Below are 14,259 nucleotides of genomic sequence, written 5' to 3'. Positions count from 1 at the left end.
GTTCGGACAATCAGCGGGCATGCAAACGCACCGGCAGATTGGTGATTCCCCGCACCAGATTTGAAAACAGGCGCTCAGGCTCGCCGGTCACTTCGACCCTTGAGAAACGCTTGTGAATCTCTTCCCAGATGATACGCAGTTGCAGTTCGGCGAGGCGGCTGCCCATGCAGCGATGAATTCCATAGCCAAAAGAGAGGTGATGGCGCGGATTTTTGCGGTCGATAATGAATTCGTCCGCTCGGTCGATGACGCTGCCGTCGCGGTTGCCGGAGAGATACCACATCACGACCTTGTCGCCCTTTTTAATCTGTTTGCCGCCGATCTCCCAATCCTGGAGCGCAGTGCGGCGCATATGGGTCAGCGGCGTCTGCCACCGGATGATTTCCGGCACCATGCTGCCAATGAGCGAAGGGTCGTCCGACAGCCTGCGATATTGATCGGGGTTCTCATTAAGAGCCAGCACGCCTCCGCTGATCGAATTGCGGGTCGTGTCGTTGCCGCCCACGATGAGCAGCAGAAGGTTACCCAGAAATTCCAGGAAGGGCATGTCCCTTGTCGCCGGGGAGTGCGCCATAATGGAGATCAGGTCGTTCTTTGGCTCCTCATTGATGCGCTGTTCCCACAGCCCCTTGAAATACATTGCGCACTCGATGAGCTCTTCGCGCCTCGCCTCGTAGGATTCGACGATGCCAGTTTCCGGCGCAGCCGTTGTGATGTCCGACCAGCGGGTGAGCTTGCGCCGTTCTTCCCAGGGAAAGTCGAACAGCGTCGCGAGCGTCATAGTGGTCAATTCGATCGAAACCTTGTCGACCCAGTCAATCTCCTCACCGACCGGCAGGTCGTCGAGAATCTTGGCGGCACGTTGGCGAATGATCGGTTCCAGCTGCTGCAAGTTGGACGGCGCGACCGAGGGCGTCACAGCCTTTCGCTGCTGATCGTGCTTGGGTGGATCCATGGCAATGAACATTTCCAGGTCAAGCGCACCCTCAACCGAATGCATGTCCTGAATCGCGATACCGCCAAGCTTCGCCTCGGACGAGAACACCTTGTGGTTGGTATCGACCGCCATGATGTCGTCGAACTTGGTGATCGACCAATAAGGGCCGACATAGCTGTCGCGGCAGTAATGAACCGGATCTTCCTTGCGCAGCCGATCAAAGAACAATCCGATGGTATCGTTCTGGAACAGGCTTGGCCGGGCAACGTCGATCTCTTCAATCGGAATCGCGGCGATCTTGTCTGCAGTATCCATTTCCATGATCTGGGTATTCATATCCTGTCTTCCTCTCCCGCAAGCAATCCTGCCCTAATCTTACAAAAATAATGGTCTAGCCGATTCTTGTCAAGAAAGCTTATAATATTTTCTACTTTTTACCCCACCCTATCGTTTCAAGGCCATTGACAGCGGGCATTGAACGCTTTTAAATGTTATACGACTTTAGCCAAGGGGCAACGATGCAGCCGCAGGTCGAAACAGTGAAGAAAACCAAGCGCGCCTTATCGCTCGCCCAGAACATCGTGCGCGACATCGAGGCGGGGGCGCATTCTCCTGGGGACCGGCTGCCGCACGAGGACGAGATGCTGGCGCGCTACGAGGTTGCCCGTGCGACCTTGCGCGAAGCCTTGCGCTTCCTGGAACTCCAGGGCGTGATCCACCTGCAACTGGGGCGCGGAGGCGGGCCGGTGGTGGCACGCCCGCAGACTGGTGATTTCGCCAATAGCCTGTCGCTGATCCTGCATTTCATGGAAGCGGACCTGCGCGGATTGCTGGAACTGCGCGAGGCGATTGCGCCCGATGTCGCTGCCTATGCCGCGCTGCGCGCGACCACGGGCGACCTGAGTGCACTTGCCGATTGCTTCAAAGAACTGGAGCGCAATGAAGCCGACAATAATTTCGAGGAACTGAACCGCCGTTTTCACGACCTGCTTGGCTGGGCAAGCGGCAATCCGCTCTTTGGCTTGCTAACCTCGACGATGCATTTGCTGACCCGCGAATTCTCGAACTCGCTGGGGTATTCGGCACAAGAGCGAGCGGTCCAACTACGATTTTTGCGCAGCGTTCTCGAATCGGTGCGCACTGGCGACCAGGCAGCTGCGCGGCAGGCGATGAGCCGCCTCGTCTCGGGCTCGGCATCCTATCTTGCGGAACGCAGCCCGGAACTGGTGTCCCAACGGGTCAAATGGGGGCAAATTTAGCAGTTGTAACCAATTGAAGCGTGCCAAAAGGCATCCATGCGGAGAGGAAGAGAAAATGGCACTGAGAAGCCGAATTTGTGAAATGCTGGGAATCGAATATCCGATCCTGCTGGCCGGCATGGGCGGTGCAAGCGTTCCGGCACTGGCCGCGGCAGTATCGAATGCGGGCGGGTTGGGCGTGCTGGGTGCGGCGGCGTGTTCGCCTGAACAGCTGCGCGACTGGATTCGTCAGACCCGCGAGCTGACCGACAAGCCCTTCGGCGTCGATACGCTGCTGCCCGCCTCGGTCACGCGCGGATCCGCACCGCAGAGCGGTGGCGCACCCGAAAATCCGATGGAACTGCTGGGCGAATACCAGCAGTTCACCCGCGATTTCATGGACCGCGAAGGCCTTCCTCAAGTTGATACTGAGGCGGCCATGCGGGCGGCTGGCGCCCCCGAAATGGGGAAAGGCGGGCCTCAGCTCTTCTCGAAGGAGTTCTTTGAAGCGCAGATGGAAGTGGTGATCGAGGAAAAAGTGTCCGTCTATGCTGCGGGTCTTGGCAATCCCGAACCGTGGATGGACCGCCTGCATGCCAATGGCACCAAGGTCATGGCGGTGATCGGCAAGGTTAAACATGCCGAGCAAGTGGTCGGTTCGGGCATCGACATGATTGTGGCGCAGGGTCACGATGGTGGCGGTCACAATTCGCCGATCGGCACCATCTCGCTCATCCCGCAAGTGGTCGATGCGGTAGGCGATCGCGTTCCCGTCATCGGTGCCGGCGGCATTTCGGATGGCCGCGGCGTTGCTGCCGCGATGATGCTGGGCGCCGAGGGCGCATGGATCGGAACGGCGTTCCTCGCGACCGAGGAAGCGGGTATCGAACACTTCCAGAAAGAAGCGATCACCGAAAGCGGCGAGGACGACACGGTGGTCAGCCGCTCTCTTACCGGCAAGCCTGCGCGCATGATTCGCAACAGATGGGCCGATGCATGGGTTGAGGCGGGCAAAGAGCCCCTCCCCATGCCGTACCAATCGATGATTTCCGGGCCGGTAATGGCCTCCGGCATCAAGGCGGAGCGAAAAGACGTTATTCCCGGTTTCGCAGGTCAGGGGATCGGACTGATCGACGCGATCCGTCCCGCCTCCGAGGTCATGCAGGATCTCGTCACGGGGGCCGAAGAGGCGCTTTCATCCGCCAAGTCCTACTCGTGAACCGCGACGGAGGTATTGTCATGAACGAAGTACCAAACTTGCCGCAAGGGCACGAATTGCGCCGCGGCATTCGCCCTGGAGAAGCCTTTTCGGCAATGCGCCGGCTGATAGCGGACAAGGAAGACACTTCGCAGGTATTTCGCATCGTCCAGGCGCTATCGGGCAATTCCTACTACCGCAACTTCCGCCGCTTCGCCGCCTCGCCGCAAGGGCAGACGATCCTGACGGAACGGGCCGATTTGCTCGGCACGCTCAGCGACCGGGAGCGTCTGGCGCGCTGCGCGCCGGGGACGCTTGGCCGCGCTTATCTCGATTTCGTCTATGGCGAGGGACTGACCGCTCAGGGCTTGGCCGAGGCGAGCGAGGCAAGCGGCATGGCAGAATTCAGCGATCCTGCGGTCACGCTCTATCGCCAACGTCTGCGCGATTCGCACGATCTGTTCCATGTGGTGACCGGTTATGGCCGCGATGCATTGGGCGAATTGTGCGTACTCTCTTTTGGCAATGCACAATTCTACAATCACGGCATCACCTTCATCGTTGCGGTCGGTATTCCCAAACTGCTGGCGGAGCAATGGCAGCTCCCCGTCGCGCGCGCCGCGTTTGAGGCGTGGCGACTGGGTCGCAAGGCAGCGGACCTGACCACTTTCTATTGGGAAAGGTACCTCGATCACCCGCTTGAGGAAGTGCGCCGCGATCTGAACCTCCAGCCCCCGGCAGTATATGTAGGCGTGCGTGATCTTTCACAGCGACTGGAGCGTGAGTTTCAGGCGCGCCGGCAAGGCGAGCTGCAGGCATGAACGGTCCCGCCGCCCTAAGCTTCAGCGACAGGTCCGCTATCACTGGCGTTGGCGAAACCGCTTTCGTCAAAGGCACCGAACGCACCGCAGTGGACATGATGCTGGAAGCATCGCGCCGCGCCATCGCGGATGCCGGGCTGAAACCTTCCGATATCGATGGCATGGTGCCGCCGCCGATCTATACGACGTCAGAGGAAATGGCCGCCAATCTGGGTATCGATGTGCTGCGCTATGCCGCCACAGTGCATATGGGCGGGGCCAGCCCGACTACGGCGCTGCAAAACGCGGCAATGGCGATCGCCAGCGGCCTGTGCGACCATGTGCTCATAACGCTGGGCTGGAACGGATATTCGGCGCTCAGGCCCAAGCCAGGTGCGCCGCCGACGCGGCCGATGAACATGAACACGCTGACCAACACGGTCAAAGGCTATTACAGTCCCTATGGCGTGTTTTTGCCGGTGCAAATGTATGCCTGGCTCGCGACCCGCCATTCAAAGCTTTACGGCGTCGGGCCTGACGCAATGGCGGCCGTCGCGCTGGCCTGCCGCCGCCATGCGCAGATGAATCCGCAGGCCTTTACCTATGGGCGCGAGCTGGACGCGGAAACCTATCACTCGGCGCGGTTGATTTCCGAACCTTTCCGCCTTTACGATTGCTGCCTGGAAACCGACGGAGCCTGCGCGGTCGTCGTCTCGCGGATGGACCGGGCAAAAGACATGCCGCATGTCCCCGTCAGCATTGCGGGCGCAGCCGAGGGACATCCCTATCCGGCCGACGACATTCCTTCCCGGCCCGATCCGTTCAAAATCGGCCTCAGCTATGCCGCCCCGCGCGCCTTCGACATGGCGGGCGTTCGCCGCGAGGACATGGATTTCCTGCAGATCTACGACTGCTTTACTTATGTCGTCCTGCTACAGCTCGAAGCGCTGGGTTATTGCGAACCGGGCGGACAGGGTGAATTTGTCGCCGACGGGCAGATCGAGCTGGGCGGGCGCTATCCGGTCAACACCCATGGCGGCCTGCTGAGCGAAGCGCATGTCTGGGGCCTCAACCACGTGGTCGAGGCGGTGCGTCAACTGCGCCACGATTGCGGCGAACGCCAGGTCGAAGGCGCGCAGACCGGGCTGGTCACCGGCTGGGGCGACTTGGGCGATGGCAGTATCGCTATCCTGAGGAGGTTTGCATGAGCGACGAGAAGAATCTTCCGCCCAAAATGCGTGCCTCGGCGCAGAAGGCGCCGCCAAAGCCGCAACCGCGCCCGCAGGATCCGGTGGAACAGGAATTCTGGAACCGTTGCCAGGACGGCAATCTCTATTTCCAGCGCTGCGGCGAATGTGGCACCTTCCGCCACCTGCCGCGCTACATGTGCGCAAAATGCGGCTCGCCCGACTTTTCTTGGGAGCAAAGCAGCGGAAAAGGTACGCTGTTTTCCTGGACGGTCACACATCAGGCTCTGCACCCTGCCTTTGCCGCTGACATTCCGTTCGTCTCGGCGGTGGTGGAACTGGAAGAAGGCGTCCGCATGGCCACGCGTCTGATCGATTGCGACCGCGACAAGCTAGAGCTGGACCTTCCGGTAACGCTCGATTTCGAACTGATCGGCGCGGATTTCCGCCTGCCGGTTTTCCGCCCCGATACGAACCTACCCCACGAAGGATAAGCACGAAATGGATCTCGAATATGGACCCGAATATGACGCTTTCTGCGAGGAAGTGCGACAATTCTTAAAGACGTACGGGAATCGTGCGCCAGCCGAGCAGGGCCGGGCCGCCCGCCCCTGTCCCGAGGCGGTCGAGTGGCAAAAGCTGCTGATCGAACATGGCTATACCGCGCGCACGATCCCCACGGAATACGGGGGTTACGGGGCCGAGCCCGACATTCTCAAATCGCGAATCATCGCCGAGGAATTCGCGCGCGCCGGCATTCCCGGCGGACTTGCCAACCAAGGCATATCGATGCTGGTCCCTACACTGCTGGAACTGGGAACTGAGGCACAGAAACGCCAGTGGGTCGAGCCGACGCTGAAAGGCGAGGTCGTATGGTGCCAGGGCTATTCCGAGCCCGGCGCGGGATCGGACCTTGCCAGCCTGAAAACCAGCGCGCGGATCGAAAACGGCGAATTCGTGATCAACGGCCAGAAGATCTGGACCAGCACGGCCAAGCAGGCGGACATGATCTTCTGCCTGGTCAGGACCGAACCTGACGCGCCCAAGCACGGCGGCATTTCCTATCTGATATTCTCGATGGATACGCCGGGGATTGAGGTGCGTCCGCTCAAGACCATGACCGGTCACGCCGAATTTAACGAGACGTTCTTCACCGACGTGCGGGTGCCGATGGACCAGATCGTCGGCCAGCGTGGTCAAGGCTGGTTCGTCGCCAATGCGACACTGGGTCACGAACGCGGCATGCTGGGCGATCCCGATGCGCTGGAAAACCGATTTCAGGCACTGGTCAAGCTAATGCAGAAAGAACGTGTCGGCCAAGGCCGCGCGATCGACAATGCCGTGCTGCGCGACCGGTTGGCGGCGCTTCAGGCCGAAGTTGCAGCGATGAAATACAACGGAATGCGTATCCTTTCGGACAATCTGAAGGGCGAACCCGGCGGCATGGCCAAGCTGATTGTCAAGCTGCAAAGCTGCGAACTGGCGCATCAGATATCGGCTCTGGCGATCGACGCCATGGGCGAGATCGGCATCCTTTATCACGGTAGCAATCGCGAGCGCGAAGGAGGCGCGTGGCAGTGGAACTACATGTTCCAGCTGGGCCTTATCATCGGTGGAGGTACCGCGCAGATCCAGAAGAACATCATCGCCGAACGCGGTCTCGATATGCCGCGCGAACCTAAGCTGGCCAAACCTGCGCCGGCCGAACAGGGCGCCGCCGTCGCGGCCCGCCAGAAACAGGGAGCCGCCTGATGGATTTCGGACTGTCGCAAGACCAGCAGATGCTGCGCGATACAGTCGCGCGATGCCTCGCCGACACCTGCCCGCTCGACCATGTGCGTGAGTGCGCCGAAGGCGAAGCTTCTTACAGCGAAAAGGTGCAGTCTGCACTGAGCGAACTGGGCATCACAGGAATGATGGTTCCCGAACAGCATGGCGGCCTCGGTATGACCTTGCTAGATGCAGCTATTGTGGCCGAACAGCTTGCCTATGCGGTCGCTCCGGTGCCGTTTCTCGCCAGCCATGTGCTTGCACCCATCGCGCTGGCGCAAGCCGGCAACGAGCAGCAGCAGGCTGAGTGGTTGCCTCAGATCGCCAGCGGCAAAGCGCAGATCGCCGTTGCCATTGCCGAGACTATTGAGGCGCGCGACGGGGCGGGCGTAACCTGCAACAGCGGCAAGCTGGACGGCACGGCGCTGTTCGCACTCGATTTCACCGGCGCCGAGGCCTTCCTGGTGGCCGATACCGCGGGGCGGATGCACTTCGTCCCCGCCGATGCACCGGGGCTGGAGAAAATCCCGCTGACGACGATCGACCGCACCCGCAGCGTAGGGGAAATGCGGTTCGAGACCGTTGCGGCCGAACCACTGGCCAACGATGGCGGAGCGACTGCGGCACGGCTGCGCGATGCGGGCCGGGTGATCCTGGCCGCTGACAGCCTCGGCGCGGGTCAGGCCATGATTGAGAAGGCGGTCGATTATGCCGGACAGCGCGAACAATTCGGGCGGATCATTGGCAGCTTTCAGGCGGTCAAGCATATGTGCGCGGAAATGGCAGCCCGTCACGAACCATGCCGCTCCCTGATTTGGTACGCAGCGCATGCTTTCGACGCGGCGTCGGATGAAGCCACGCTCGCCGCGTGCCATGCGAAATCGCATACCGGCGAGGTGTATCGCTTCGTCGCGCGCACTTCCACCGAAGTGCATGGCGGGATGGGCTTCACCGACCTGCTTGGGCTCCATTATTGGTTCAAGCGGATCGGTTTCGATCGCCAGGTTCTTGGCGGCCCCGAAGCGGTGAGAGCCGAAGCAGCAGCGCGGCAGGGGTGGACCCGGGCAGCGTGATTTAAGTAGCTGCGGGGACGCCGCGAGACAAGCGGCGCCCCGCCAAGAGATGAGATGGAAACGTGATCGACTGGAACCTTGGCGACATTCTTGATGCTATCGAACCGGCCATGCCGAAGGATGCGCCCGCGCTGATCCATGGCGACCGGATCATCACATGGCCGGAAATGTCAGTCCGTTCGAACAATCTCGCGCGCAACCTGCGGGAACGCGGTGCCGTCGACGGAGCGAAGGTGGCGTTCTACATGCGAAACCGTCCCGAATACGGCGAGCTGATGGCGGCCTGCTTCAAGGGTCGGCTCACGCATGTGAACATCAATTATCGCTACGTGCCCGAAGAAGTATTCTACATCTTCGACGATTCCGACAGCGAGGTGATCGTCTACAGCTCCGAATTTCGCGACTATATCCTTGAGCTGAAGGACCGGCTTGAGAAGGTCCACACTTTCGTCGAGATCGGTGATGCGTCGGAAATCGCCCCTTTCGCCGTTCCCTATGAACATCTCACGACGCAGGGAGACGGTTCGCCTCTAGGCATCGAGCGCTCACCAGGCGATCTGCTGTTCATCTATACCGGCGGCACCACCGGCATGCCCAAGGGCGTGATGTGGCGGCACGACGACATGCGCAAGGCGCAGCTCGACGCGCAAAAGCTGCTCGGCCCGGTGCCGCAGTCGCACGAAGAAAACGTCGCGCTGATCAAGAGCCAGGGGCCGGGACGCCGCACCCTCCCCTCCTGCCCGCTGATGCACGGCACAGGCTTTATCACCGGGATCGGCGCGCTGATGTCGGGCGGTGCAATCGTTACACTCTCCGACCCGTCATTCGATGCCGAAGAGTTGTGGGAGACGGTCGAGAAACACAAGGTCGAGAGTATCGCAATCGTGGGTGACGCTTTCGCCAAGCCGATGCTTCGCGCCCTCGACGAACATCCCGGCCGCTGGGATACCAGCAGCCTCGTGTCGATCATCTCGTCCGGCGTGATGTGGAGCAAGGAGGTCAAGGCCGGTCTTTGCAAGCACATTTCTCAAGTCATCCTGATGGACAGTTTCGGCGCTTCCGAAGGCCTCGGCTACGGCCTTTCGGTCACCACCGCGCAAGGCGGCACCAACACCGCCAAATTCGGCATCGGCGAGTTCTGCGACGTGTTCGACGAGAACGACCAGACGGTCGAACCGGGCAGCGGCGTGCCCGGCTTTATCGCGCGCAAGGGTGCGATCCCGGTCGGCTATTACAAGGACCCCGAAAAGTCGGCCAAGACTTTCAAGACAATCGACGGTGTGCGTTACTCGATACCGGGCGACTGGTGCCACGTGGAGACCGATGGCAGCCTGACCCTGCTCGGCCGGGGCAGCGTGTGCATCAACACCGCTGGTGAAAAGGTCTATCCCGAAGAAGTCGAAGAAGTGCTGAAGACCCACCCCGCCATCGCCGATGCGCTGGTGGTCGGCGTGCCGGACGAAAAATGGGGTCAAGCGGTAACCGCCGTGGTTCATCTCGACAAGCAGGCTGAATTTGATGAGCAAGCTGTAAAGGATCACGTCCGCCAGCAGCTGGCGGGATATAAAACGCCCAAGGCGATCCATCCTACCGACACGCCTCTGCGCGCCTCGAACGGAAAGGCGGATTACGCAGCGGCAAAGAAAATTGCGGAAGGCAGCAGGGCGGCAGCGTGAGCGGCAAGACCACGCCAGACTATGACGCGGTGATCGTCGGTGCCGGTTTCAGCGGCATCTACCTGCTTCACAAACTGCGCGAGGCCGGGTTCAATATCCTGCTGGTCGATGCTGCCGCCCAGCCCGGCGGCATCTGGTACTGGAACCGCTATCCGGGCGCGCGGGTCGATTCGCAGGTTCCGCTTTACGAATTCTCACTCCCAGATATATGGCAGACATGGTCTTGGACCGAGCGCTTTCCCGGATGGGAAGAGCTGCGCACCTATTTTCGTCATGTCTGCGATACCCTCGATCTGTGGCCGCACATGCGTTTGGGCACGAGGGTCGAAAGCGCGCGCTTCGCCGAAAAGGCATCGCTCTGGCGCCTGCATCTGGACGGTGGGGACACGGTGACAGCGCGGTTTCTCCTGCCGGCTCTCGGCTTCGCGTCGAAGCCTTATGTCCCCGACATTCCCGGCCTCGACACCTTCGCTGGCGAATGGTGCCACACCGCGCGCTGGCCTCAGGAAGGCATTGATCTGGCAGGCCGCAAGATTTGCCTGATCGGCACCGGCGCCAGCGGTGTGCAGGTGGCACAGGAGGCAGCAAAATCAGCAGACCGGCTGACACTGTTTCAGAGGACGCCGATCCTGGCCCTTCCCATGCGCCAGGAGACAATGACCGAGGAAGGGCAGGTGTGCGAAAAGCAGGGGTATCCGGCCATTTTCGAACAACGCAAGCAGACCAGCGGGGGTTTTGAATACCAGTCGCTGGAAAAATCGGCACTTGAGGTTAGCGATGAGGAGCGCACCGCACATTTCGAGCATCTCTGGCAGCGCGGCGGTCTAAAATTTTGGTATCACAATTTTGCGGATATGCTCACCAACCGCGAAGCAAACCGCTACGCTTATGATTTCTGGCGCGACAAAGTCCGGGAGCGGATCGTCGATCCGGCGCTTGCGGAAAAACTTGCTCCTGCCGAGCCGCCCCACCCCTTCGGCACCAAGCGGCCATCGCTGGAACAGAATTATTACGAGATTTTTGCGCAGGAAAATGTCGCGCTCGTCGATCTGAAGGAAACGCCGATCGTCCGGATCAGCGCGGACCGTATCGAAACTCAGGATGGGGCGTTTGACTGCGATCTGATCGTCTTTGCAACAGGCTTCGATGCCGGACGCGGCGGACTGATCGACATGAATATAACCGGGCTGGGCGGGCTCGGTTTGGCACAGGCCTGGAACGATGGCTTGCGCGCCTATCTGGGCATGTCCGTGACGGGCTTTCCCAATATGCTGTTTTCTTACGGTCCCCTGAGCCCATCAGGTTTTGCGAACGGCCCAACGAGCGCTGAGATACAAGGCGACTGGATTTGCGACTTTCTGATATGGCTGAGGCAAGGCGGGATCAAGCTCTTCGATGCCGAACCGCAGGCCGAGACGACCTGGACCGAAATAGTCGCCCAAGCTGGCGCGATGACACTCTTTCCCGAAGCGGACTCCTGGTACATGGGCGCAAACATCCCGAGCAAGAAGCGCCAGCTTATCAATTTCCCAAGCGTGGTTGGCTATGCCGCCGTATGCGACGACGTAGCGCAAAATGCCTATCGCGGATTCGCCACCTAAAAACTCACCAACAAGGAACCTTTCGCGCAATGAATGAAATGACCCCTGTAAACAACCTTCCGACTGACATCGATTCCTTGTGGGCCGGGGACGGTTCGCACCTGCCCGAATGGTTCATAGCAGCACTGAACGTGCCGCGCGAAGAAGCTTATGTAGAGATTTCCGGTGCCAAGGTGCACTATCTCCGCTGGGGCAGCCCCGATAAGCCCAAATTGCTAATGACACATGGCTTCCTCGCCCATGCCCGCTGCTTCGCTTTTATTGCGCCGTTCTTCGCGGAAGAATATGATGTCGTGGCATTCGATTTGGCGGGTATGGGGGACAGCGAAATGCGGGGGGCAGCTGACACGGCGGCCCGCGGGAGGGAATTCACCGAGGTTGCCGAGGCCCTGAACATGTTTGCGGATGGCCAAAAGCCAACGATCATCGCGCACAGCTTCGGTTCGGGTGCCGCGCTGACAGCCGTGACCCAGTCGCCCGACGCCTTTGCTGGAGTGGTCGTATGCGACCTTATGATCATGCGCCCTGAATTGCTTGAAAAATACTGGAAGAACGATCGGTCGAGCCCGGGATCAGGGAATCCGGACAAGCCCAACAAGCGCTATCCCAGCTATGAAGCAGCGCGTGCGCGCTACATCCTATCGCCGCCTCAGCCCGCCGAGGAGCCATTCCTGCTAGATTATATTGCGTATCATTCGCTGAAGCATAAAAGAGGCAGTTGGACGTGGAAATTCTCACCAGAGGTTTTCCGGCGGAGCAATAGGCCCGAGGAGTGGCTGAACATGGGTAAGCGGCTGGTGCAAGCGCCGGGCCGCAAAGCAATCGTGCACGGCGGTAACAGTCTGCTCTTCTCACAGGATTCTGCCGATTACATCCGCGAGATGGGTGGAAACGACATCCCGATAATAGCCATACCGGAAGCCCGCCACCACCTGATGCTCGATCAGCCATTGGCCTTTGTCGCAGCTCTCAGGAGCGTTCTTTCTTTTTGGAAAAGCTCCCACGAACGCTAACCGCAATGTTAGAATGACCTGTCATATCTTCGATGAATTGGGTGGTCGAGAATACCAAATATGAATTTTGATACCTTGATTTGAAGCTAGGTGTTTAGTCTAGCATTACAGTTGCATTTTTGATCAAGCTCTGAATCAATGGGTCTCCATGATATGGAGGTCATAGATAATGAGTGCATCTATCGAGACGACGCTGGAACTTTGGTCATCTTCGCTGCGGGATGTGAAGGGCCGGATGCGCGGGCTGTTCACGCAGGAACGTGTGGCCGCCTCGGCGAATTTGTTTCTGGACGGCTTGCTGGGCGATGAGCGGCGCAAGACGGGCTGGATGCGCGCCGAGGCTGCTGGTGATCCGGGACCTTGGCGGCAACAGGCCATCCTCGGCCGTGGTCGCTGGGATGCGGACGGGCTGCGGGACATCGTGCGCGAATATGCTATGGAGAACCTGGGCGCTAACGACGCGGTTCTGGTCATTGATGAGACCGGCTTTCTCAAGCAGGGAAAATCATCGTGCGGCGTTGCACGCCAATATACCGGCTCGGCTGGCAAAATCACAAACTGTCAGATCGGCGTGTTTGCTGCTTATGTGTCTACTCGGGGCCATGCCTTTATCGATCGCGCTTTATACTTGCCCAAGAGCTGGACCGGCGATCCAGCGCGCCTTGCTGCGACCCACGTTCCTGAAGCGGTAGCCTTCGCCACCAAGCCTGCACTTGCTGTGGAGATGATCGAGCGTGCGCTGGCAACCGATGTGCCGTTCTCATGGGTTGCAGCAGATGCAGTGTACGGGGTTGGCGATGTCGAACAAGCCCTGCGACGCGCCTGTAAAGGGTATGTCCTTGGCGTTAAATCCAATCATTTTTTTGGCTCGTGGTCACGTACACCTGCGATCGGTGGAATGGCCCGCGAGATCGCACAGGAACTCGAACCCGGTGCGTGGCAGCGTCTTTCTGCTGGTGAGGGCACCAAGGGTCTAAGGCTCCATGACTGGGCCTATCTCGAACTTGCCGATCTTGATGCCGATGAATATAATGAGGCGAAAACAGGTCTCTGGACTCGCGGGCTGCTGATACGGCGCAACATTGCTGACGGTGACATGGCTTTCTTCACAACCTGGTGTCCATCTGGCACGAACATCCAGACGCTCGTCTCTGTCGAAGGACACCGCTGGGCGATCGAAGACAGCTTCGAGACTACCAAAAACGAGCTTGGCCTCGACCATAACGAAACCCGGTCCTGGCATGGCTGGCACCGCCATGTGTCCCTCGTCATGCTTGCCTTTGCGATGATGGCGGTGATCCGATATCGCGCCAATAATGTCACGCCCCAAAAAAGACCCAAGATGAGGACCATCAGGATCTAATCCGCTGGTCCATTCAAGAAGTCCGTCGCATCGCCAACAAACTTGCGCACCGCCGTATCCAACCTGCCTATATCATCGCATGGTCATGCTGGAGACGAGCGCATCAGGCGGCTGCCAGAAAAGCACATCTCAAAATTAAAATGCAACTGTAATGCTAGGCATTTGATGAGTTGGATTAAGTGTAAATCTGTTTGGTTCAGTTGTCCACATTTTGCAGATGTATTCGAAGGGTGTGAGTCTCTTGAGGGTCTTCAGCCGCCGACCATAATTGTAGGCGTCAATGAAGTCGTTGAGATGCGCGGTCAGCTGGGCATGGCTGTCATAATTGTCAACGGCGGAGTAAAATCAGGCCATATGGCGGCGCAAAAGTAGACCAGTTTTTGGTTGAGCGTGATGGGTGCAA

General features: G+C 59.4%; 12 protein-coding genes and 1 pseudogene. 11 read left to right on the top strand and 2 right to left on the bottom strand.

Features of this window, described 5'->3' with window-relative positions; all coding sequences use genetic code 11:
* Positions 1-10: 10 nt before the first annotated feature.
* Complete coding sequence (locus V7650_RS07875; RefSeq protein WP_100092236.1) at positions 11-1,273, bottom strand: cytochrome P450; 1,263 nt, start codon at positions 1,271-1,273, stop codon at positions 11-13.
* Positions 1,274-1,455: 182 nt separating this feature from the next.
* Here V7650_RS07875 and V7650_RS07870 point away from each other — a divergent pair, with 182 nt between their 5' ends.
* The 11 genes from V7650_RS07870 (at position 1,456) to V7650_RS07820 (ending at position 13,856) form a co-directional block, all read left to right on the top strand.
* A complete protein-coding gene (locus V7650_RS07870; RefSeq protein ID WP_100092237.1) occupies positions 1,456-2,196 on the top strand; it encodes a FadR/GntR family transcriptional regulator in 741 nt (246 codons plus the stop codon).
* Positions 2,197-2,251: 55 nt separating this feature from the next.
* Entirely contained in the window at positions 2,252-3,394 is a 1,143-nt protein-coding gene (locus tag V7650_RS07865; RefSeq protein WP_100092238.1) for an NAD(P)H-dependent flavin oxidoreductase, read from the top strand.
* A gap of 20 nt (positions 3,395-3,414) precedes the next feature.
* Complete coding sequence (locus V7650_RS07860; protein WP_240616811.1) at positions 3,415-4,194, top strand: ubiquinone biosynthesis protein COQ4; 780 nt, start codon at positions 3,415-3,417, stop codon at positions 4,192-4,194.
* The gene (locus tag V7650_RS07855; protein WP_100092240.1) at positions 4,191-5,381 is read left to right on the top strand and encodes a thiolase C-terminal domain-containing protein; all 1,191 of its coding nucleotides are present in this window, start codon (positions 4,191-4,193) and stop codon (positions 5,379-5,381) included. Before V7650_RS07860 ends, V7650_RS07855 begins: the two co-directional genes overlap by 4 nt.
* Positions 5,378-5,854 carry a Zn-ribbon domain-containing OB-fold protein gene (locus tag V7650_RS07850; protein ID WP_100092241.1) on the top strand — a complete coding sequence of 159 codons (477 nt, stop codon included), beginning with the start codon at positions 5,378-5,380 and terminating at the stop codon, positions 5,852-5,854. The genes V7650_RS07855 and V7650_RS07850 overlap by 4 nt, the downstream gene beginning before the upstream one ends.
* Positions 5,855-5,861: 7 nt before the next feature.
* Positions 5,862-7,112 (top strand): acyl-CoA dehydrogenase family protein, encoded by a 1,251-nt coding sequence (locus V7650_RS07845; RefSeq protein ID WP_100092242.1) that lies wholly within the window; start codon positions 5,862-5,864, stop codon positions 7,110-7,112.
* Positions 7,112-8,203: an acyl-CoA dehydrogenase family protein gene (locus V7650_RS07840; RefSeq protein WP_100092243.1), complete on the top strand. Its 1,092-nt coding sequence runs from the start codon at positions 7,112-7,114 to the stop codon at positions 8,201-8,203. The genes V7650_RS07845 and V7650_RS07840 overlap by 1 nt, the downstream gene beginning before the upstream one ends.
* 62 nt (positions 8,204-8,265) lie before the next feature.
* Positions 8,266-9,879, top strand: a complete 1,614-nt coding sequence (locus V7650_RS07835) for an acyl-CoA synthetase (protein WP_176278813.1) — start codon at positions 8,266-8,268, stop codon at positions 9,877-9,879.
* Positions 9,876-11,480 (top strand): flavin-containing monooxygenase, encoded by a 1,605-nt coding sequence (locus V7650_RS07830; protein WP_100092245.1) that lies wholly within the window; start codon positions 9,876-9,878, stop codon positions 11,478-11,480. The genes V7650_RS07835 and V7650_RS07830 overlap by 4 nt, the downstream gene beginning before the upstream one ends.
* 29 nt (positions 11,481-11,509) lie before the next feature.
* On the top strand, positions 11,510-12,493 hold the full coding sequence (locus V7650_RS07825; RefSeq protein WP_100092246.1) for an alpha/beta fold hydrolase: 984 nt from the start codon (positions 11,510-11,512) through the stop codon (positions 12,491-12,493).
* A gap of 169 nt (positions 12,494-12,662) precedes the next feature.
* Positions 12,663-13,856, top strand: a complete 1,194-nt coding sequence (locus V7650_RS07820) for an IS701 family transposase (RefSeq protein WP_442955272.1) — start codon at positions 12,663-12,665, stop codon at positions 13,854-13,856.
* Between the two features lie 135 nt (positions 13,857-13,991).
* Here V7650_RS07820 and V7650_RS07815 read toward each other — a convergent pair.
* Positions 13,992-14,183, bottom strand: a pseudogene (locus V7650_RS07815) (IS3 family transposase); the annotation flags it as partial.
* Positions 14,184-14,259: the final 76 nt, after the last annotated feature.

This window comes from Parasphingorhabdus sp. (genome assembly GCF_036964565.1).
GTDB lineage: Bacteria > Pseudomonadota > Alphaproteobacteria > Sphingomonadales > Sphingomonadaceae > Parasphingorhabdus.
Note: the sequence above shows the minus strand (reverse complement) of the source record. Positions and strands in the feature narration are given on the sequence as shown.